The organism is Flavobacterium sp. UBA4854, assembly GCF_002399805.1.
In the GTDB taxonomy this organism is placed as follows: Bacteria; Bacteroidota; Bacteroidia; order Flavobacteriales; family Flavobacteriaceae; genus Flavobacterium; species Flavobacterium ginsengisoli.
In genome coordinates, this window is record NZ_DHEI01000077.1 from 30807 (window position 1) to 53151 (window position 22345).

Annotated in this window: 14 protein-coding genes and 1 pseudogene; 2 read left to right on the top strand and 13 right to left on the bottom strand. The window is 34.2% G+C overall.

Going from position 1 to position 22345, the window contains the following annotated elements:
• Nucleotides 1–295: 295 nt before the first annotated feature.
• The 12 genes from B3J44_RS10815 to B3J44_RS10870 all read right to left on the bottom strand — a co-directional run bounded on the left by B3J44_RS10815 (nt 296) and on the right by B3J44_RS10870 (nt 18474).
• Entirely contained in the window at nt 296–1417 is a 1122-nt protein-coding gene (locus B3J44_RS10815; RefSeq protein WP_286968450.1) for a DUF4982 domain-containing protein, read from the bottom strand.
• Nucleotides 1371–2006: a glycoside hydrolase family 2 protein gene (locus B3J44_RS10820; protein ID WP_286968451.1), complete on the bottom strand. Its 636-nt coding sequence runs from the start codon at nt 2004–2006 to the stop codon at nt 1371–1373. Before B3J44_RS10820 ends, B3J44_RS10815 begins: the two co-directional genes overlap by 47 nt.
• A gap of 10 nt (nt 2007–2016) precedes the next feature.
• The gene (locus tag B3J44_RS10825; protein ID WP_286968453.1) at nt 2017–2706 is read right to left on the bottom strand and encodes a sugar-binding domain-containing protein; all 690 of its coding nucleotides are present in this window, start codon (nt 2704–2706) and stop codon (nt 2017–2019) included.
• Nucleotides 2707–2779: 73 nt separating this feature from the next.
• Complete coding sequence (locus B3J44_RS10830; RefSeq protein WP_286968455.1) at nt 2780–3973, bottom strand: glycoside hydrolase family 88 protein; 1194 nt, start codon at nt 3971–3973, stop codon at nt 2780–2782.
• A 286-nt stretch (nt 3974–4259) separates the two neighbouring features.
• A complete protein-coding gene (locus B3J44_RS10835; RefSeq protein ID WP_286968457.1) occupies nt 4260–5780 on the bottom strand; it encodes a RagB/SusD family nutrient uptake outer membrane protein in 1521 nt (506 codons plus the stop codon).
• Between the two features lie 12 nt (nt 5781–5792).
• Nucleotides 5793–8795, bottom strand: a complete 3003-nt coding sequence (locus B3J44_RS10840) for a SusC/RagA family TonB-linked outer membrane protein (protein ID WP_286968458.1) — start codon at nt 8793–8795, stop codon at nt 5793–5795.
• Nucleotides 8796–9133: 338 nt separating this feature from the next.
• Nucleotides 9134–13228 (bottom strand): two-component regulator propeller domain-containing protein, encoded by a 4095-nt coding sequence (locus B3J44_RS10845; RefSeq protein WP_286968460.1) that lies wholly within the window; start codon nt 13226–13228, stop codon nt 9134–9136.
• A gap of 180 nt (nt 13229–13408) precedes the next feature.
• A complete protein-coding gene (locus B3J44_RS10850; RefSeq protein ID WP_286968462.1) occupies nt 13409–15037 on the bottom strand; it encodes a hypothetical protein in 1629 nt (542 codons plus the stop codon).
• A gap of 229 nt (nt 15038–15266) precedes the next feature.
• Nucleotides 15267–16451: a mannonate dehydratase gene (gene uxuA, locus B3J44_RS10855; RefSeq protein ID WP_198857439.1), complete on the bottom strand. Its 1185-nt coding sequence runs from the start codon at nt 16449–16451 to the stop codon at nt 15267–15269.
• 60 nt (nt 16452–16511) lie between these two features.
• Entirely contained in the window at nt 16512–17324 is an 813-nt protein-coding gene (locus B3J44_RS10860) for an SDR family oxidoreductase (protein ID WP_286968464.1), read from the bottom strand.
• A gap of 34 nt (nt 17325–17358) precedes the next feature.
• Complete coding sequence (locus B3J44_RS10865) at nt 17359–18021, bottom strand: bifunctional 4-hydroxy-2-oxoglutarate aldolase/2-dehydro-3-deoxy-phosphogluconate aldolase (RefSeq protein WP_286968466.1); 663 nt, start codon at nt 18019–18021, stop codon at nt 17359–17361.
• A gap of 3 nt (nt 18022–18024) precedes the next feature.
• On the bottom strand, nt 18025–18474 hold the full coding sequence (locus B3J44_RS10870) for a YhcH/YjgK/YiaL family protein (protein WP_198857436.1): 450 nt from the start codon (nt 18472–18474) through the stop codon (nt 18025–18027).
• A gap of 182 nt (nt 18475–18656) precedes the next feature.
• On the opposite strand from B3J44_RS10870, the gene B3J44_RS10875 reads away from it, so the two are divergent.
• Entirely contained in the window at nt 18657–19664 is a 1008-nt protein-coding gene (locus B3J44_RS10875; RefSeq protein WP_286968470.1) for a LacI family DNA-binding transcriptional regulator, read from the top strand.
• 310 nt (nt 19665–19974) lie between these two features.
• Here the strand turns inward: B3J44_RS10875 and B3J44_RS10880 are convergent, their stop codons facing one another.
• Nucleotides 19975–21138, bottom strand: coding sequence for a DUF4861 family protein (locus B3J44_RS10880; RefSeq protein WP_286968467.1), 1164 nt, complete (start codon nt 21136–21138; stop codon nt 19975–19977).
• 524 nt (nt 21139–21662) lie between these two features.
• Here B3J44_RS10880 and B3J44_RS10885 point away from each other — a divergent pair.
• Nucleotides 21663–22345: pseudogene (locus B3J44_RS10885) on the top strand (ABC transporter substrate-binding protein); the annotation flags it as partial.

Consider the following 22345-nt stretch of genomic DNA (forward strand, 5'->3'; position numbering starts at 1 on the left):
GTGGTATTTCGGTTTGGTACATTCGAGATTAGATTTTGCGCAGACGCCAAAACGGAAGAGGTTAGGAGTAGTGCGGTTAATAGTTTTTTCATTTTTTGTATTAATTTGTTTTGTAATTGTATTTTTTTGGAATGAATACTTTATTTATAGCCACAGATTATAAGGATTAAAATGATTTTGTTTCACACAGATTTAAAAAGATTTAAGCAGATCAAAATTAAATCTGCTAAATCTGTAAAATCTGCGTGAAACAAAAAAACTTAGAATCTTAGTAGCTTAGCAACTTAGAATCTCTTTATTCAACCGGAATCTTCAAATATTCGCCTTTAAAGCTCTGATTCAATGCTGTCATTTCGATCGGATTGCCAGAACCATCTGGAATTACTTCGATAGATGCTTTTCCATTTGCCATTCTGATGGATTCGCTTCCAGTTGGCGTTCCTTGATTTTTTAATGTTTTTCCTCCTTTTAAGCATTGAAAATAAACACTCGCTTCATAATCCAAACAACGTAAATTATTATTGTCAATAGCGATTGCAGTTACCAAATAATTTCCGTTTTTTAGTTTTTCTGATGACAATTGCAAAGAAACTGCCGTATCATTTTTATTGAAACGATAATTCACTTTTAATGTATCAGAAACTGTTTTTCCATCTTTTGTTTTTCCAATAGCAATTAAAACATTTTCGCCTTTTGTAAAATTGACATCCCAAGTTAAACCATTTGCAGGATAAAGAGCAAGATTTCGCTGTTTTTCTCCTAATGATTTTCCATTATGAGACAAAGTTACCTTATCGCAGTTGCTGAAAACGCTAATTGTTCGCGGCGTATTTTCAGGACCTTGACGTTCTGTCCAAGTATGTGATTCTATGTAAGCAAAAGGTTCTTTTGCCCAATAACTTTTAAAAACGTAATACGCATCTTTCGGAATTCCGTTTCTATCTGTAAGTCCTTTTTGATTCATATACGGAATATCATCTTCTGGGCGTAACGGCGTTGCAAAATCCTTAAATGCCCATTGAACATTTCCCACAAACGTTGGATCATTCTCGGATATATGCAAATGCCAGTCAAACAAATCAACTATATAATTTTCGCTCCAATCGCCAATTTGAGCAATGTTTGCCACTTTTGTCTGAACAATGGCTTCTTCCCAACCTTCAGCTTTTATGATATTTTCTCCTGTTACAGGATTTTCGCTATGACGACCAACATGGCTGTCTCCGCCATATTCGGCATGAATAAAATGCTTGTATTCTTTTTTGTAAACATCAATTGCTTTCTGATAGCTTTTGTAGCTTCCAGAATACCAGCCAGACCAAATCGAAGGAGAGAATACATCTACAATATGCGAACCTTCATAATATTTTCTAATAGCCGTTTTTCTTGTTGGATCTAGTTGGTGTGCAGATATCATTTAATTCGGTTAAAAACGCATTTGTTTTTTCTGCATTATCTCCGTCAGGAAAATCAGGAAGCCAGTTAATTTCATTTCCTAAAGACCAGATAATAATACTTGGGTGATTATAATTCTGATTGATGATTTCCGACAACATATTTTTGGTGTTAGTTTTCCAAGCATCATTTCCAATTCCGCCACGGCACCAAGGCAATTCATCCCAAACCAGTAAACCTAATTCGTCGCAAGCTTTATAAACTTCTGGATCTTGCGGATAATGTGCTAAACGTACAAAATTGGCTCCCATTTCTTTTATCGATTTCATATCTGTCCAATGTTGTTCGTTTGTCATTGCAGCACCAACTCCAGCTTGTTCTTCATGACGATGCGTTCCGCGAATTAGCAGACGTTTTCCGTTAAGGTAAAAAGGCCCATGATCTTTAAACTCAAACCATCTAAAACCTACTTTCTCTGAAACACTGTCTTTAATTTGATTTTTTTCTGATAAAACAGCAGAGAGTCTGTATAAATTTGGTTTTTCAGTATCCCAAAGTTCTGGATTTTTGATGTTTTCGAAAGTGATAGTCGAAGTTTTATCTGAAACCAAAACTGTTTTACTAGCTATTTTTTTCCCTTTCGGATTTTTTAAAGTTATCTGTCAATGATAAATCTTTTGAATTATCAGGATTTACAAAAGAAGAAACAATTTGCACTGAAGCCTTTTTAGCAGAAACTTCAGGAGTGGTAATTTTTATATTTTCGATATGATTTTTATATTTCGAAACCAGCCAAACATCGCGCGTGATGCCTCCATAAATAAAAAAATCGCTTTTTTGAGACGGAATAACTTCGATATCGTAACTATTATCTACGCGAACAAAAATATCGTTGTTTCCTTCTTTAATTAATTTCGTAACATCGATAGAAAAACCAATATAGCCGCCAATATGAGAACCCGCTTCTTTGCCGTTTACATAGACTTTAGTCGTTACGTTTGATCCTTCAAAATACAAGGAATAAACCTGATTTTGATCGATTTTAGAGATGTTGAGTTTCTTTTGATACCAACTTGCATCGCGTCGGTAACCGGGCATTAAATCGGTTGCATCTTCAGCATTCCAAGTATGAGGTAAATTTAGAGAAACCCAATTGGAAGCTTTTTGTGCTTCGTTGAGGTTTGGAGTATGATTTTCTAAATAAAGCCAATTGTCATTAATGTTTCTCTTTGTCTGAGCAAAACTGCCCAGACAAATTTGAAACAAAACAAAAAGCGCAAAAATTGAAAAAGTTTTATTCGGTTTATTCATAGTTACAAAGGTTCATAGTTACAAAGGGTCAAAGGTTTTTTTGGCTCAAGGGTTCAAAGATTCAAAACCTTTGTTACTTTGAACCTTTGAGACTTTGCCTCTTTATTAATGCTTCCAAGAAATAATAATCGGCGTAGATTATTGGTTCGTCAATTTCGTCGTGTTTTGGCCAGTTTCCGGTGCTGTGATCAAATAAGAAAGGCGCCTTAATTTGAGTATCCAAAATATATTTATCCGTTTGTACTGAAGCCATTACTTTATCGGCGAAAACCAAATAACTTTTATTTTTGGTATAAGTATACAATTCGTATAATCCTGATGCCATAACCATTGCTGCAGAAACATCACGAGGAGCATTAGGAATACTTGGATCTTTAAAATCCCAATACGGAATTCCGTCTTCTGGGAGGTTTTTATTGGTCATAAAAAACTTTGCAGTCGCTTCGGCCTGTTTTAAATAAGCAGGATCTTTTGTATAGCGGTAAGACATAGTAAATCCGTAAACCGCCCAAGCTTGACCGCGCGCCCAAACCGAATCGTCATTGTAACCTTGAAGCGTTGTTTTCTTTCTAACTTCGCCTGTTGTTGGGTTATAATCGATAACGTGATAACAGCTGTTATCTTCTCTAAACTGATTTTTTAAAGTTGTGTTGGCATGTTGAATGGCAACATCGCGGTATTTTGGATTTCCTGATATTTTAGACGCTTCAAAAAGCAATTCTAAATTCATCATATTATCGATGATTACAGGATAATCCCAGATTTCTTTGTTGAAATCCCACGAACGAATCGACCCCACTTTTGGATTAAATCTTGTGCATAAAGTTTCTGCGCCTTTTACAATTACCGCTTCGTATTCTTTTTTGTTTTCCACTTTCAGCGCTTCTCCAAAACTGCAAAACACTTTAAAACCTACATCATGCGAATTACTATTGACACTTTCCTTTTTGCTGAAAGGAGTCCATTTTTGAGCTTGTTCTTTGTATTTTGAATCGCCTGTTAATCGGTACAATTGCCAGAGATTTCCAGCAAAAAAACCACTTGTCCAATCTCTAGACGGGACTTTACGAATTTCAAGCGTTTTGGTATTCATACTTCTTGGCATTGACATTGAATCGACCGGATAATCTAATAGCATTTTGTAACGCGTATCCAGTTTTTCTGTCGTTGCTGAAGTAGTTTTTGTTTGAGAATTAATCCCAGATTTGCATGCTGTTACCAGCGATGCAAACCCAAGAATTAAAGAAATGAAACTGACATTCTTCATAGTAAATATTTTGTAATCTTGATTTTTAGACACGGATGAAACGGATTCGTTATTGCGGCCCTGATAGTTATCGGGAGCTGATTTTGCATGGATTTTTTTTATTTCACGCAGATTTAAAAAGATTTTGGCAGATAAAGCAGATTTAAAAAAAATCAATTTTAATCAGCTTAAATCTTTTTAAATCTGCGTGAAACCTAATTATACACGATGTGATTAAAAAATCCGTTTCAATCTGCGTTTTCGCGATAGCGAATCCGTTTTATCTGCGTTCAATAATTAGTTAAAATTAATAACCAGGATTATTTGGTTTTAAATTCGGATTAATAGCTAATTCTGTTCCAGGCAATGGCCATAAATAATCTCGGTTTGGATCAAAATTAGCATGTGGTTCTAAACCATTTGGCCCAAATACTTCTGGTCCGATTTTTAATCTTTTTATATCATACCATCTTATATATTCAAAAGCCAATTCTAATCTTCTTTCGTCAATAACCATTTTTCTAAAATCGGTTTGAGAAAGTCCTGGAGTTACATTTGCTGGAAAAGAAACCAATTTCCCTGCTTTGTTTCTTGCTCTGGCACGAACTCGGTTTACATAACCATCAGCTTCTGTTGTTCCTGGATTAATTTCGTTTAAGGCTTCAGCAGCAGTCAATAAAACTTCAGCAAAACGCATTGTGATGTAATTGTGCTGCGAAGTTCTTCCGTTTGCACCAGCTTTTCCAGGAAAACGGAAATACTTTGCAATATGCGGACGAGGCGCTTTCTCATTATCACTTGAAGGATAAACTTGCAATGATCCGCCTGGGCCAGTTTTCTTTCTGATGATCGTATCAAAACTTACGGCTCTTCTATAATCTCTCTGATCCCAAGTGTTGAATACTTTTAAAGATGGAACTGCAACCGAAAAACCTTGTCCGTAGCTGTAACTGTCATCTTTTAAAGATCCTGTAAAAAACGCCGTATAATCTTGACCGTAATTTCCTGATGTTAAGTTATTAAAATCAATTGTAAAAAGGGGCTCTTTTAATGAAGCCGTTTTTGTAGCGTTGAATAAATCCTGAAAATCGGCATCTAAACCTAAACCAAATTTTGCTTCGTTTGTAATTACAAATTTAGCTTCGTCATACGCTTTTTGGAAATTTCCTAAAGTCAAGTAAACAGAAGCTAAATATCCTGCAGCGGTACCTTTTCCGGGAACGGCTTTTACTTTTGGTTTATCATCTAGCCACTGTTTTGCAAACTCTAAATCGGCAATGATTTTTGGATAAACATCTGCTTCTTTTGTTTTACTTAAAGAATTTACTTGCGATACATCATTGACAACAAAATCTACGTATGGAATATCTCCAAAAAGACGAACCAAATGATAATAAGCAAAAGCTCTTGCAAAATAAGCCTGAGCCACAATAGCGTTAACTTTTGCTGGATCTCCAGGTGTTTTTTTAGCACCTGCAATAGCCTGATTGGCAGCTGTAATAATCACATAAGATTGTGGCCAAAAATTTGCAACAAGCGCGTTTGTATCGTTCATAGACATGTCATTCACATCGATACGTGCTGCTTGAGTTGTTCTATCGCCAATATCGGCCATATCATCACGGAGCATAAGGGCAATTGTAAATTCTCTTCCCCAATAATTGTTGTGTGCAATATTAGCGAAAGCTCCATTTACAGCAGCCTGTAAATCGTCTGTATTATTGAAAAAGTTTTCTGGACGAATAATTCCTACTGGTTTTTCTTCTAGATCAGAACAGCTAAAAAAAGCAAGTGTTCCAAAGCAAAGAAGAGCTATATATTTTTTCATAGTTGTATTAGATTAAAATTTTAAATTGAATCCTGCTGTAAACGTTCTTACGTTTGGATACCCTCCGTAATCCAATCCTAAATAAGTATTACTTCTAGAGTTAGAGTCGTTTAAGTAATTTGTTTCAGGATCTGTTCCTGGATAATTGGTAATCGTCCAAATGTTTTGTGCACTGATGTAAAAACGAACTTTGCTTAATCCCATTTTTGAAACTACTTTTTCATCTAAACTATATCCAATAGAAATGTTTTTCAAACGGATATAACTTCCATCATAAACAAATCTTGAAGTAATTCTTTTTGTTCTAGCGGCATTTGCAGGAACATTTGTATCCGTATGAGTTGGTGTCCAAGCATCTAAAACTTCAGTTGTAGCATTATTGTTTCCAGAAGCCAATTCCATTAAAGTATAGTTTAAGATTTGACCTCCTTGCGAACCTTGGAAGAAGATATTTAAATCAAGATTTTTGTATGTAAAATCGTTGTTGAATCCGAAGATGAAATCTGGATTTGGATTTCCGATAATTGTTTTATCCTGAGAATCTAACTTTCCGTCGCCATTTACATCTCTAAATTTTTCACCACCTGCAACAGTTTCAAAGTTTCCTGGCAGAACTGCTTCTCCTTGCTGAATTACACCATCATAAACAAATCCGAAGAAAGAACCAACAGGTTGTCCAACTCTTAAAATTTGAGATTCAGTTGCTAAGAAGTGCCCTGGCGCAGAATTGATTAAAAGATCTTTGTTGTCTGCTAATTTCAACACTTTATTTTTATTCGAAGAAATATTAAAGTTTGTAGACCAAGTAAAATCTGCACCAATAAAGTTTCTAGTATTAATTCCTAATTCCCATCCTTTATTTTCTAATTCTCCTACGTTTTGAAGCTGAGAAGCAATTCCTGAAACTCCTGGTAGCGGTCTGTTGAATAACAAATCTTTAGTGATTGTTTTATAATAATCTGCTGTAATGCTGATTCGGTTATCAAATAAACCTAAATCAATTCCGTAATCCTGCTGATATGAAGTTTCCCATTTCAAGTTCGGATTATCCAAAGAAGTTAACTGAACTGCATTTGTAATTACATCGCCGCTCACATAATAAATTTCAGAGAATCTAGAAAGAGTAGAGTAAGCACCAATCGATGGGTTTCCTGTAGCTCCGTAACTTGCTCTTAATTTTAAATTGGAAACCGTTTTATTGTCTTTCAGAAAGTTTTCTTTACTAATGTTCCATCCAATTGCTCCAGAAGGAAAAGTTCCGTACTTGTAGTTTTTACTAAAGCTAGAAGAACCATCTCGTCTTGCGGTAAAGGTTAGTAAATATTTGTCGGCATAATCAAAATTCAACCTTCCGAAAGCAGAAATCAATTCTGTTTCAGATAAACCAGAATCAGGTTTTAAGAAAACAGTTCCAGCGCCTAAGTTTCTATACGAATTCGTATTTGTCAAAAATCCTCTTGAAGCGGCATACGAATTTTCGTTTTTATTTTTTTGGTATGAATATCCTCCAAGAACCGTTAGTATTCCTTTGTCGATAATTTCACGTTTGAAAGTCAGATAATTCTCTGTCAAGAAAGAAGAAAATCTCGTGTTGTTTACAGAAGCTTCTCCCTTGATATTTTTTCCAGCAATTAAAGTAGAAGGAATAAATCTTCCTGTTTGCGAATTATTATCGGTTAAACCTAAAGTAGTTTTAAAATCAAGATCTTTAGTAATTTGATATTGAGCGAAGAAATTGCTTCGGTTTACGATAGAAACAGTTTCTAAAATATTTTCCATTGCAGTTGCGTACGGATTGTCGATATCGTCTCCAATTGGAGCAGTAGTCGTGTAAGTTCCGTCTGCATTGTAAATTCCTTTATCTGGCATAAAACGGTAAGCAGAAGCAATTACACCCGCAGCACCAGTTCCTCCAGCACCTGTCTGGCTTACAATTCCTTCTTTGTTCTGTTTGCTTGTAAACGTGTTTAAGCCCACTTTAAATTTTGGAGATAAATCGGCTTCAAGATTAGCCACAATAGTATATTTATCAATTCCAGAATTAATTACAACTCCATTTTGGTTGAAATAAGTTCCCGAAACATAATATCTCACATTATCAGATCCGCCTGAGAAAGATAATTGCGTGTTCGAAATCATTCCTTCGCGATAAATAACATCTTGCCAATCTGTATTTGCAGGACCTTGCGTATGCGTAGTAAAACTTTTCCTGTAAGCTGCAAACTGATCAGCGTTCAATAAATGCAATTTGTTGTTTACAGATTGAATAGAAGTCGAGTTGCTAAACTCAATTACAGGTTTTCCTGCTTTTCCTTTTTTGGTTGTTACCATGATAACTCCATTAGATCCTCGAGATCCATAAATTGCTGTTGCTGAAGCATCTTTTAAAACTTCGATAGAAGCAATATCTTGAGGTGCTGGCATAGAAACACCTGCAAATCCATCAACAACAATTAAAGCGTCTCCACTTGCATTGATTGAAGTTCCTCCACGAACTCTGATTTTTGTTGGAGCTCCAGGTTCGCCACCATTATTAGACATTACCGAAACACCCGCAGCACGGCCTTGTAAAGCTTGTTCTGCATTTAAAACAGGATAAGCTGTCAACTCTTTTGCCGTTACAGAAGATACAGATCCTGTAATATCGCTCTTTTTACGTGTACCATAACCAACAACAATAACCTCGTCAAGGGCTTTTGTATCTGGTTTTAAACTTACATTGATAACATTTTTGGTTCCAACAGGGACTTCAATAGTTTGAAATCCGACGAAATTAAAAACTAAAACAGCATTTTTCTCTCCTACAATTACAGTATAATTTCCGTCCATATCGGCAGAAGCGCCAACAGAGGAATTTTTAATATAGACATTGGCACCAGGAAGCCCAAGCAAATCTTCGCTGGAAGTAATTTTTCCAGTTACTTTTCGTTCCTGTGCGTGCATCACGATATTTACCAGTAAAAAAGATACCAGTAAACACCATTTAAACGATTTGTTTTTGTGGTTTGTAAACATTCATTTTTTGGTTTTAAGGTTAATAAGTTAGATAAAGTAGAAAAGCAATAAACTCATTCCGATTATGATAATGACAAACAAAATTTGGAGTAAAAGGAAGCTTGTTTTTTTGATTTTCATATCGCAAATGTAGAAGCCAAAAAAGAAATAGAAATACAAAAAAGGGTATCTAAAAATACAGATACCCTTTTTGAAGCCTTTAAAAACGAGGATTATTTAAGTAAGATGCGAAATGTGAGTTGTGAGTTGTGAAAAGTGAAAAGTGAAAAGTGAAAAGTGAAAAGTGAAAAGTGAAAGGATTGGTTACCTTAAACAATTCACATTTCACATCTCACATTTTACAATTTAATCGTATAAGATTTGTAAAATTTGTCGGCGTATTGAGATGGAGTCTCGCCGTACTTTTTCTGAAAGCATTTGCTAAAGTATTTCGGATTGTTGAAACCGACTTTATAACTGATTTCTGAAACGGTTAATTTGTTTTGTTCTAATAATTGAGATGCACGTTTTAATCTGATTTCGTGAATGAATTCATTTGGCGTGCAATTGGTCCAAGCTTTGATTTTTAAAAATAGCATCGTTCGGCTGACACCCAATTCTGAACAGAAAAACGGAATATCAAATTGTTCGTTTGAAATGTTTTCTTCCACAATTTTGAATGCTTTTTTCAGAAGTTCTTCATCCAGAGAAGAAACCGTTATTTCTGATGGAATAAAACTGTCTTCGCTTGAAAATTTGATTCGTAAACGTTCAGTTGTATTCAAAAGATTTTTAACGCGAAGCCTGAATTCCATTAAATTGAAAGGTTTACTAATGTAATCATCTGCGCCGCTTTCTAATCCTTCAAATTTGTAAACCAATGAAGACCTAGAAGTCAGCAGAATGACTGGAATGTGGCTTGTTTTTATGTTTTCTTTGATTTTCGAACAAAGCTCAGTTCCAACCATTTCAGGCATAATGACATCGCTGATAATCAAATTCGGAACAAATTTTAAAGCTTTTTCAAAAGCGATTTTACCATTTTCGGCTTCAATAATGTTGTAGTCTTTTTTGAGAAGATTTTTCATGAACTTTCTCAATACTTTATGATCTTCAACAATTAGAATTGTTTGCTTTTCTTCGTTTACAATTAAATCTTCGATGTCTTCATTTTCAATAATTTCTGAAGTTTCTAATTGAGCGGAATATTGTTCAATATCGTCACTGATTTTAAAATCAGAAATAATTTCGCTGTCTAAAAGATGTTCGCGACCAAGCGGTAAAGTCACTTTAAAAATAACGCCACCTGTGGTTTTGTTCATAACATCGATTTTTCCTTTATGCAATTCGACAATGTTTTTTACAATCGAAAGTCCAATTCCAGTTCCTTTATTGTAGTTTTTCTGAACTTGATTGTGCATTGGAATTTCAAAAAACAAGTCGAAAATCTTATCAATATGTTCTTCAGCAATTCCTACGCCCGAATCTTCGACCGCAATAAAAAGATTCTGCTGATCGTGATTGATTGTAACTTTGATAGAACCGCCTTTTGGAGTATATCTAAAAGCATTCGAAATTAAATTATAAAATACGCGTTCGAGTTTATAACGGTCAAAATAGACTAGAATTTCTTCGTTTTCAGTTTCAAATGTGTAATCGTAGCCGCCGTCTTTGGCATATTCAATAAACGATAAAAAGATTTCTTTGGTAAATTTTACAATGTTTCCGTTTGCAGATTCTAGCGTAACTTGATGATTTTCCAGTTTTCTAAAATCCATTAAACGATTAATCAAACTTAGAAGATGATTTGCACTTCCTTCAATAACCAAAAGCTTTTTGTACATTTCATTAGTACCATTATAATCGGCTAGAATTTGTTGTAAAGGACCTAAAATCAAAGTTAAAGGTGTTCTAAATTCATGCGAAATATTGGTAAAGAAATCTAGTTTTAATTTATTGTTTTCTTCAATTCGCTGTGTTTCTAGATATTCCAGTTCCAATTTTTGTTTCAGTCTGGCTTTCGATTTCATAATCCAAATCAAACCGTACAAACCCAAACCAATTACGATTCCGTACAATAAAAATGCCCAAATACTGCGCCACGGAGCAGGATTTACAATAACCGTTAAAGTTGTTGGAGTTTGGTTCCAAACGCCGTCGTTGTTAGCGCCACGAACTTCAAAAGTATAAGTTCCTGGATTCTGAATCGCAAAATTGGCCTCGCTGTTTTTGGTCGTTGTCCAGTTGTTTTCCAAACCAACCAAACGATAACTGTATTGATTGTTTTTGGATCGAATGTAATTTGGAATCGCAAAACTGATAGAAAAATTAGCCTTGTCATAATCCAAAGTAATGTTTTTGGTAAAACCAATGCTTTGGTCTAAAATTCCGTCTTTGTCATGCGCATTTACCGTTTCGTTTTTAATTTTCAAATCGGTAATTAAAACCTGTGGCGCGTAATTATTCAAGGAAATTTTTGTGGCATCGAAAAAGGTTGCACCCGACGGACTTCCAAAATAAAACTGATTAGATCCTAATTTTAAAGCCGAATTATCGTTGAATTCATTACTCGCCAAACCATCTTTCTGATCGTAAATGACAATTGCTTTTTTTATTGTATTGTACTTTATAATTCCTTGATTGGTACTGATCCATAAGTTTTTGTCGTCATCTTCTAAAATCGAATGAATAGAAGTAATGACCGTATTTCCAATTCTAAGATTAATTCTAGTGAATTTTTTTCCATCAAAAACATGAAGTCCTTTGGCTTTTGTTCCCACCCAAATTTTGTTTTGAGAATCTTCAAACAAAGTCAAAATATCGTCGCCCGACAAAGCCGAATGATCATAAAAAAAATGCTGTATCTGGTATTTCTTCGGATCAAAATTTCGAAGTGAAATGCGATTTAAACCATTTTGTGTTCCAAGCCAGATTGAATTTTGTTTGTCGATTAAAATACTGCGAACCATATTATTAGTTAGAAAAACAGGTTTAGAAGTATCATTTCCAATAATTTGAAAGGTTCTATCTAATGTATTATAACGAATTAAACCTTTGCCAAAAGTTCCAATCCATAAGATTTTGTTTTCAGCTTTAAGCGAATAAACGCCGCTTTCTTTTAATAAATCTGTCAGATCTGTTGCAATTCTGTTATCTTCAATCTTTTTAGAAATGGTATTGTAAGCTGATAATCCTTTAGAAAAAGTTCCAATCCATAAAATATTATCGTCTGCCAAACACATGGCTTTGATATCATTTTTATGAGTTTGTCCGGTTTTGCTATTAATGTAACTTACAGTTTCGGTATTTTTATTGTAAATCGTGATTCCCCCACCTTCAGTTCCAAAATAAATGTTCCCGTTTTTGTCTGCAATAATCGAACTCACCACATCAAAACTCATCGGAATCTTTTTTGAATTCTGATTGTAATTAGAGAAATTGACATTTGAAACATCCCAAAGATTTACTCCTTTATAATAACAGCCAATCCAAATAGAACCTTTTTTATCCATAAAAACCGACTTTACTTTGTCGATTCCGTTGCTGTTATTGGTATTGTTGATTTTTTGAAGACTCTTATCTTGACCTAAAATATAAATTCCGTCATAAGCTCCAATCCATAAAGAACCTTGACTGTCAATTAGTAAAGAGCGAATGTCGCTATTAATTTCTCGATATTTGTCTGTTGGTAAAAACGAAACAAAAGCTTTTTCTTTTTGATCGAATTTTAGAAGACCTTTATTTTTTGTTCCAATCCATAAACTGCCATCTTTGTCTTCAATTACCGATTGTACGTTTAATAAATCAGTAGAATTTAAAGGATAATTTTTGAAAGTTAATTTGCCATTTTTTCTACTTGTCAATTGACACAGTCCTTTCGTTGTTCCAATCCAAATTTCACCTTTTTTGGTTTTTAAAATGTTCAAAATATTATTGCTCGGAAGGGTAGAAGCATCATCATCTGAATGAAAAACAGAAGAAAACAATCCTGTTTTTTTATTGTAAATCGTTAATCCTTTTGAAGTTCCAAACCACATTTCTCCGCCAATTTCTCTCATGCTCCAAACGGCATTATTGCTAATGGTATGATTGGCTTTAGTATGAAGATATCTCGTGAAACGATTCGAAACAGGATCATAACAGTTTAATCCATTGTAAGTTCCGACCCAGATTTTTCCTGAATTGTCTTCTTCAATCGCTAAAATATCATTGTTGCTGATAGAATATTTATCGGCAGTATCATTTCTGAAAATGGTAAATCGGCTTCCATCATATTTGTTTAAACCATCGCGGGTTCCAAACCACATCTGCCCAAATTTATCCTGATGAATAGCAATCACAGAACTCTGCGAAAGCCCATCGGTCGTAGAGAAATTTTTAAGACGGTATTTATTTTGGGAAAACAGGTTTCCTGAAATAAAAAGTAAAACCAGAAAGACTATTTTGTATTTCATAGCACTTGTATTATGGTGAAGTTTTTTGCCACAGATTTCACGGATTAAAAGGATTAATTTCTTTGTGTTAAGATTAGCCACGAATTCACGAATTATTAAAAAATTAAATTCAAAGAAAATCGTGAATTTGTGGATAAAAAAATCCTTTTAATCCGTGAAATCTGTGGCAAATATTTTAACCTATTTTAATCGTTTTTGCAGTTGATAGTCATATAATGACGGAATTTTTTCAATTGGTGTGTTCAAAAATTCAATATATGGATCAATGTCATATTTGATTTCAAATGTCGTATTCCCGTGAACACCAATAATTCTGGCTAAAGCGCCGTCTTTCATTCCGTACAATAAAACAGGTTTCGATGGATCTGGATTTTCGACTTGAACATTCAGATTCCAAAACGTACTGAAAGGCCCGTGTGAAGGTTTCCAGTAATCGGCTCCACCACCGCCAAATAAAGCGTAACTATTGTTTTTATCGGCTTTTAAATGAACCGTAATATTGTCAAATAGATTTTGATGATTTGCCCCAGAATGCTGATCTAAAACAGGATCTGTAAAAATTTCACAATTCTGATACACATTTTTAGTCGCAAAAGTGTTGAAACTTAAAGGATGAACGGCAGAATTATAGATTTTTAGATCTTTAACCAAAATATTATGAACGCCGCCTAAAGTTACCGTATAATGAGCCAAATGGGGTCCGTCGGTTGTAACATCTTGAATGGTTACATTAGAAACTTCTTCGGCTAAAATTCCGCTGTCTGCATTGGTGATTTTGACGTCTTTAACCCAACTATTAAAAAGACGAGTTAAGAAAATCCCGTTATTACCAGGCTCTACGTGATGCGCGACTCTCGGAATATCAGGAAACGAAAAACGAAGATGTTCGATTCCAACTTCATTTAAATGTTTCCATTCTACTAATTGCGCCTGATAACTTGTTTTTATTGAAATAGTTAAAGGTGTTTTTAAAGTAATTTTAGAACCAGAAATTTTAGCAATTTCAACCTGCTGTCTTACAATGGGAAGTTTAGGAAATTTCCAATGATGCGATCCGGGTTTTACTTTAGCGCCTTGATATAAATCTTTGATGATTTCGCCGTTTTCGCCATCTTTATTAAACAATTGCAATTCGACAACATCACCAACTTTTAAACCTTTTACGTCAGAAACCGTAATAACATGTTCGCCCATTTTTCCCGAATTGACTTTCGCCAACGGATTAGACTCTGGTTCGTATTTATCCAAATACGACTTTACACGCTCGCCCGGAACCTGTGTCCAAATAAATCCTCCAGACCAAGCGTATTGAGAAAAAGGTAAATCAATATTATTTTCTGGTTCACGTTGTCTTTTATCAAAAGTGGTTAAGTATTCGCGAAGTTCAGCCAAAACTTCAGAATCTTTAAGATACATCATTGGTCTTGGGCAGTAAATCTCAGTTCCGTTTTCGTTTGAACCTGCACCTCGAAGTACAAAATTGCTTCTTTCGATATACAAAATATCGCTTAGAATAATTCGTCCGGCGGGCAATTGCAGAATTACATTTCCTTCAACGGCATTTGCCGCTTTAAAAGCTTTTAAGAGTGCTTTTGAATCGTCTAGATTATCATTTGCTTTTACACCAAAATCAGTAGCATTAATGACTTTTCCATTAGTTTCAGGAATTTGGCTTTCGCCGAAATGATATCCTGCATAACTAAAATCAGGAAGATAGTTGGTTTTTGATGTAATGATTTTAGGTAATTCCTGCGCCAGTAAAGTGTTCATGAAAAGACCGCAGGATATAAGAATGGTTTGGCGAATCATGGTTTTGTGGTTGTTTGTGGTTAGTTAGTTTTTTTTGTTTTGCCGCTAAGGCGCTAAGTTTTTTTAGCCACAGATTAAAAGGATTAAAAAGATTTTTTTTACGCAGATTTGGCTGATTATAGCAGATTTTATTATGTATAAATTATCTGCGTTCATCTGCCTAAATCTTTTTAAATCTGCGTGAAATATAAAAAAAACCTCGCGCCTTAGTGCCTTCGTGGCAAACAAATTATAAAGATCGTTTGATCCCTAATTCAAGTCCTCGCAATTCTGCCAAGCCTCTTAAACGGCCAATTGCAGAATATCCCGGATTTGTTTTTTTCTTTAAATCATCCAACATTTGATGTCCGTGATCTGGACGCATTGGCAATTGACTATTATTTCTTTTTTCAACTTCCAGAATTGCTTTTACAACTTCGTACATGTCAACGTCGCCTTCTAGATGATTTGCTTCGTAGAAACTTCCTTCTTCGTCGCGTTGCGTGCTTCTTAAATGAATGAAATTCATTTTATCGCCATGACGTCTTACAATTCCAGGTAAATCATTATCAGCACGAACCCCATAAGAACCTGTACACATGGTAAATCCGTTTGATGGAGAAGGAGCAGCGTTCATTAATTCGATCAAATCTTCTTCTGTACTTACGACTCTCGGTAAACCTAAAATTGGATAAGGAGGATCGTCTGGGTGAATTGCCATTACAACACCTTTGCTTTCTGCAACTGGAATAATTTCTTTTAAAAAGTGAAAAAGATTATTCTTTAAAGCTTGTCTGTCAATATGATTATAAGCACTTAAAGTAACCAAGAAATCTTCAACAGAATAAGCTTCTTCGGCACCAGGAAGTCCCGCTAGAATATTCTGCTGCAATTTAACTTTGTCTTCTGAAGTCATGGCTTCAAAATAGCTTTTTGCTTTTTGTTTTTGTTCTTCAGAATATTCATTTTCTGCTCCTGGTCTTTTTAAAATATGCAATTCAAAAGCCGCAAAAGCGTTGATGTCAAAACGCAAAGCTTTTGAACCGTCTTCAACCGTATAAGACAAATCTGTTCTCGACCAGTCTAAAACAGGCATGAAATTATAACAAACACATTTAATACCGCATAAAGCTAAATTGCGAATGCTTTCTTTATAATTTTCAATGTATTGCAGGTAATTTCCAGTTTGTTTTTTAATGTCTTCATGAACAGGAATACTTTCTACAACCGACCAAGTTAATCCAGAAGCGCCTTTTTTGGGATCTCCGTTTTCGTGCTCAATTTCAACTTTTCGTTTAATAATTTCATCAATGCTCCAAACTTGCCCGTTCGGAATATGGTGTAAAGCCGTTACAATTCCAGTTGCTCCAGTTTGTTTGATATCTTGTAAAGAAACAGGATCATTTGGTCCGAACCATCTTAATGTTTGTTCCATGTTTTTATATTTTTTTATTTCCTGTAAGGTTTTAAAAACCTAGCAGGAGAGGTTGATATTTTAAATACTCGTTGCAGCAAATCCGCCGTCGACTTTTAATGTAATTCCTGTTACGAATTTTGACATGTCGCTGCATAAAAATAAAAGCGCGCCGTCAATATCTTCCGGAGTTCCAAATCTTCCCATTGGGGTATGATCAATGATTTTTTCGCCTCTTGGCGTTAGTTTCCCTTCTGGAGTAAGTAATAAAGCGCGATTTTGTTCTCCAATAAAAAATCCTGGAGAAATTGCATTTACACGAATTCCTTCGCCGTATTTTTGAGCCAATTCAACCGCCATCCATTGTGTAAAATTATCAATTGCTGCTTTTGAAGCCGAATAACCAACTACTCTTGTTAAAGGTCTTTGTGCCGATGCAGAAGAAATATTGATAATGTTTCCTGATTTTTGTTTTGCAAAAAGTGCAGCAAAAACCTGAGAAGGAAGCATAGTTCCAATAATATTCAAATCGATCACTTTTTGCAGATCATCGCTTTTCATATCATAAATAGCTTGATCTGGCTGAATCGTTGCACCTGGCATATTTCCGCCAGCGGCATTAATCAAGATATCAAGACGTCCGTATTTTTCAACGATAAAATCTTTAATTTTTTCTAATTCTTCTTTATTTAAAACATTGGCCTGAACCGCAAAACCTTTTCCGCCATTTGCTTCGATAGCTTTTACAGTGCTTTCAGCTTTTTCAAGTGACTGAGAAACGATTCCGACAATAACGCCTTGTTTTGCCAATACATTTGCAAAATTGCTTCCTAAAACTCCGGCACCTCCCGTAATCAGTGCAATTTTTCCTTCTAAGTTGAATATTGAATTCATGTAATTTTTATAATTGATTATTTTTTTTGACTTCTTAACCTCTAATCGTTGTAATCAAATCTAAAAGCCTCTTCGTTTCTTTTTCGATTGTTTCGTAAGCATCAAATTGCATTACTTCTTTACTGATTAATTTGCTTCCCATTCCAACTGCAGAAACTCCAGCATTAAACCAAGTTTCAATACTTTGTCTTGTGGTGTCAACACCACCTGTAGGCATGAAAATTAAACCTGGAAAAATGTCCTTAATACCGCTCATAAAATCTGATCCTAAGATATTTCCAGGGAAAAGTTTAATGAATTTTACACCGGCATTTTCAGCAGCAATAATTTCAGTTGGAGTCATACAGCCTGGAGCATAGAGAACATCTTTAGGAATTAAAAATGAAGCGACTTCAGGAACAAATCCTGGACTTATAAAAAAATCGGCACCAGTTAAATAATAAGTTTCTGCTTGCACTAAATTTTTGATCGTACCAATTCCAAGAAGCATTTCTGGCATTTCAGCATTTCTTACTTCAACCATTTTTTTGAAGTTTGAAAGCGCTTCTGGGCCTCGGCTTGTATATTCAACTGCTCTAATCCCGATATTATATAACGTTCTTAAAACAGAAATGCTTTTATTTTCGTCGGCATTGAAATACAACGGAAGCATTCCTTGTTTGATAATGACATCAATAGAATTCTGAATTGTACTCATAAGCTATATTTTTACTTTAATAACAATCTTTTTCAACGTTCCTTCGCCAATCATTGCAGTATGAACATCTTCTGGAAACAAGATTGCAAATTGTTTTTCCTGCATTTCAAAAAAGGTATCTGGTGCATCATGAAAAAATCGAACATCTCTTTCGTCACTATATTCACCATTCGGATTCACACATTTTTCTCTTGGTTTCCATGCAAAAGTTTCTGGTCCTTTAATCGAAATCTGGATATCGATGTTTTTATCATGACATTCAAAACCTTTAACTGCTTCTTCTTTTGTATTTCCTTGTCCGACAATTACAATTAGTTTTAAACCTTCGCCAATTTCAAAAGCACCTTCTTCAAGATTGGCAATGTCATTTTGATTTACATAATCAAATGCTTTCTTGAAATTTGGATGTAAACCATAGTATTTCTGAGCATTATGTAATGAATCTAGTATCATTTTAGTCGTTTTATTTTTGTTTTTTGATGTTATGTGTATATTTGCGTGTGCGTACACGGTATTTTACAAATGTATGCAAAATGTGATGTAAAACAACTTATTTTTGATAAAATAAATTAATTTTACCGAACTGCTTTTATTTTTTTAACTTAAAAAGAATCAATATCATAACAATAAAAAAAATTGCCGAACTAGCTAATGTTTCTGCCGGAACTGTCGACAGGATTATACATAAACGTGGGCAAGTGGCGCAGGAAACCGTTGATAAGGTAAATGCAATAATTGAAGAATTTGGATATACCCGAAATATTTTGGCAAGTAATCTGGCTTTAAACAAAAAGTTTCATTTTGCTGTTTTCCTTCCAAAATCAGAAACTTTGGAGTATTGGAAAAGTCAGGTCGATGGAATAGAAAAAGCTGCTTTGGAATTTAGCAAATTCGGGATTGTTTTGGATTATTTTTTTTATGATTATAATCTAGTATCGTTCAAAGAATCTGCTCAGAGAGTACTAGAATTTGATTGTGATGGACTTTTATTTGCACCGATTTTCTACAAAGATTCTGTTGAGTTTTTAAAGGAATATGAAAAGAAAAATATTCCGATTGTAATGATCGATTCGAATATTTCTGAAGAAAACGAACATGCATATGTCGGTCAAGATGCTTTTCAGAGTGGATATTTAGCTGGAAGATTAATCAGTTTTGCTGTAAAAAATGAAAGACAAGTTCTAATTTTTAAGATTACTAGAGAAATCGAAAGCACTTCTGTGTATCAGCAACGCATAAAAGGTTTTTATTCGTATTTTGAAGATCATGACGAATTAACCAATTTCAAGTTTTCTGAATTTGCCTTAAAAGATTCAGGAATAAATCAGTTGAATTTGGAAATGTTTTCTGGCGTAAACAGTGTTTTTGTACCAAATTCTAGAGCTTATATTGTCGCTGAGTTTTTAGAAAAAAACAATATAAAAGGTGTTCGAATTATTGGTTTTGATTTACTAAAAGAAAACATCGAATATTTAAATAAAGGCGTGATAGACTTTTTAATCAACCAAAGACCCGAAGATCAAGGTTATATGGGAATTAATTATTTGTATAAAAAGCTGGTTCTTCAAGAAGAAACAGAAAAGACGCATTATATTCCGTTGGAGATTATTTTGAAGGAGAATTATTTTCCTGTTAGAAGATAAATATATTTTCTCGCAGATTTGATAGATATAAATAAATTTTGAATATAGTTTTGTGATTTCGATGAACGAGACTCGGGCGTTAGTGAACTGATGAAATAAATCACACAAAGAATTCCGTCTAGTAAAGCCAATCTTTGTAGAGTTTCTAGTGCGATTTCTCGTTCCTCGAAATGACAAAACGCAATTTAAACATTGCTCGTGGTTTCAACCACGGGAACACAATGTATCATAACAATTCGTTTCCCGTGGTTAAAACCACGGGCTATGTTAAAAAAACTTTGAGTCTTAGAGCCTTAGCGGCAAAAAAAAATCACTTTTTAACCTTCACAATCAAAGGATTATTAATTTTCTCTGCAAAAGAACTCAAATACTTTTCCCATTCTTGTTTAGTTTGAAACGGACTTCCTTTTTTCCATCCAAAACCAACATAATAAATAGCTTTGTTGTTTTTTACTGAAATATTTCCGTACAAGTTGCTTAATTCTTTTTCGTCAGTAACATGATTATCAAAACTAATTAACGAACCTTTTGGCGCTACTAAACCCATACCAATTTCAGAATCATCAATTGGTTCCCAATAACTTAACCAGCCTTCTTTTAAATTGGTGCCAATTGTTCCTTTTTTGTCATGAAGCGTTAAACCGGCTGCAATAGTTTTTGTTCCAGTAATATTGATTTCAAAACGAGAAAGCTGACTTCCGTAATCTAAACTAATTAATTTCGATTCAGTTATTTTATTTCCTTTGGCATCCCAATCAGCATAAGTCAAAATAAAACTTGTTCTAATTGGACCAGTTGTAATCGTTTTCCAGCTAATAAAATTCTTGGAGAAATAATATTTTCCATCAACATTAACCGCAATTCCGCCCACGCCGCGGCTGTCTCCAACTTGAAAATTATCCAGACCTTCGCCAGTATCTTTATGGTATGTTCCAGTTCCGGTTGTTGTTTTTTCGTACCATTTATTAATGATAGGATAATCGACTCTTTTTAGCCAAGCATCGATTCCGCTGGTTAACGTTCCGCCTGGAATATTATCTTCGACCATTTTTTGCGCCACAGGTCCGTAAGTTCTAAAAGCTACTTTATTGTTTTCCCAAGCATAATCGTCGGTGCGTTCTGGAACAAATCGAGAATAACAGCTCATTACTTTTGAAGCCGAAGGATTTGTTCCAATCAAAACCTCAAAATCCTGTTTTGAAGAAGCTTTAATTTTGGGCTGAAATAAAAGCAAATCTGCATTTCCGTCTCCATCATTATCTACGGTTTGTGTTTCTAAAAAGGTATTGCCATTTTTTATTGCATAATCTTCGAGTTTGACATTTGCAGGTAATCCAAGAGATTTTTTAGTTAATTCAATGGTTTCAAACTCTCTGTCAACTTTTAAATTGTTGGTAACAGTTATGATTTTATTCTGAGAAAAAGCAGTAAAATTGGCTGTCAGAATGGCTATGATAAAAAAATGTTTTTTCAAAATTCTTGGTTTTAATATTTTCGAAATTAGAGTTGATAAGAATATAAAAGTACAAATCTAATTATAATTGAAAATACAGAATGGGTGTAATTCTGTACATAATGCTGAAAATCAGAAAACAAAATTTAGATTTTTGATTCGATTTATTTTTACAAATAAATTATTCCGTTAGAAATATTGGGTCAGTAGAAAAAGTATTTATGAATTTGCAAAGTGTCCTGTAAGGACATCTGTTTTGCGGAATAATGGTATGTGCGCAATCAAACGTTCTTACGGAACGTATTTAATTACTAAATTCTCTAATTATCAAATTCTCTTGTTAAAATGTAATTTATTGCATTAAAATAAAATTTTATATATTTGAGTTTCGACATTCTCTTTTTTGGTTTGATAATAATGAATAATTGTTATTGGTACATTTAAAAAAAAGAATGTTTTTGTCTAGAAAATGACTTTTCCCAAAGAAGTATTTTTCAAGATTGTGATTTTTAAAATCACAAAACTAACCTACAGACTCAAAGAGAATGATGAAATTTAAAATTAGAATTTTACTTCTATTCCTATTATTTTCTCCAATTATCAATTCCCAAATCAAAAAGATTGGAGTTCCTTTTATAGTCAATTATAGTCCGAAAGCATATAAAGCGGCATCAGAAAATTGGGATGTTTTGCAGGATTCTAAAGGCATGATGTTTTTTGCCAATCATTTTGGTATTATGCAATTTGATGGTGTTCGTTGGGCAATTGTCACACAGCCAGAAAACAGAAGTATGGTGCGTTCGATGGCGATAGATAAAAACGATAAAATCTACGTTGGTGCTCAAGGCGATTTTGGCTTTGTCATTCAGCTTCCAAATGGACAATATCAATATACTTCTTTGGTAAAATTACTTCCGAAATCGGCTCGAAATTTTGGTGATGTGCTGCATACTGTTATTCGAAATAACGAAATAATTTTTTTCTCTTACGAAAGAATTTTTATTTATAAAAGCAAAGCAATCAAGATAATAGACGCTAAAAGTGCTTTTGATGATTTCTTCGAAGTTGGAGGAGAAATTTATGTCTCGGATAATGGAAAAGGATTATTAAAGCTAAAAAAGGGTGCATTAATTCCTGTTGAAAATGGTGAGAAGTTTGTTGGAATGCAGGTTAGAAAGATTTTCCAAACGAAAGAAGGACTTTTATTGTTCACGCAAAAAAATGGTCT

Excerpts from the sequence above, each read along its gene's own strand:
- B3J44_RS10825 (WP_286968453.1), bottom strand. The coding sequence starts at position 2,706 with ATGAATAAACCGAATAAAACTTTTTCAATTTTTGCGCTTTTTGTTTTG.
- B3J44_RS10870 (WP_198857436.1), bottom strand. The coding sequence starts at position 18,474 with ATGATACTAGATTCATTACATAATGCTCAGAAATACTATGGTTTACAT.
- B3J44_RS10850 (WP_286968462.1), bottom strand. The coding sequence starts at position 15,037 with ATGATTCGCCAAACCATTCTTATATCCTGCGGTCTTTTCATGAACACT.
- B3J44_RS10835 (WP_286968457.1), bottom strand. The coding sequence starts at position 5,780 with ATGAAAAAATATATAGCTCTTCTTTGCTTTGGAACACTTGCTTTTTTT.
- B3J44_RS10860 (WP_286968464.1), bottom strand. The coding sequence starts at position 17,324 with ATGAATTCAATATTCAACTTAGAAGGAAAAATTGCACTGATTACGGGA.
- B3J44_RS10830 (WP_286968455.1), bottom strand. The coding sequence starts at position 3,973 with ATGAAGAATGTCAGTTTCATTTCTTTAATTCTTGGGTTTGCATCGCTG.
- B3J44_RS10840 (WP_286968458.1), bottom strand. The coding sequence starts at position 8,795 with ATGTTTACAAACCACAAAAACAAATCGTTTAAATGGTGTTTACTGGTA.
- B3J44_RS10865 (WP_286968466.1), bottom strand. The coding sequence starts at position 18,021 with ATGAGTACAATTCAGAATTCTATTGATGTCATTATCAAACAAGGAATG.
- uxuA (WP_198857439.1), bottom strand. The coding sequence starts at position 16,451 with ATGGAACAAACATTAAGATGGTTCGGACCAAATGATCCTGTTTCTTTA.
- B3J44_RS10815 (WP_286968450.1), bottom strand. The coding sequence starts at position 1,417 with ATGATATCTGCACACCAACTAGATCCAACAAGAAAAACGGCTATTAGA.
- B3J44_RS10845 (WP_286968460.1), bottom strand. The coding sequence starts at position 13,228 with ATGAAATACAAAATAGTCTTTCTGGTTTTACTTTTTATTTCAGGAAAC.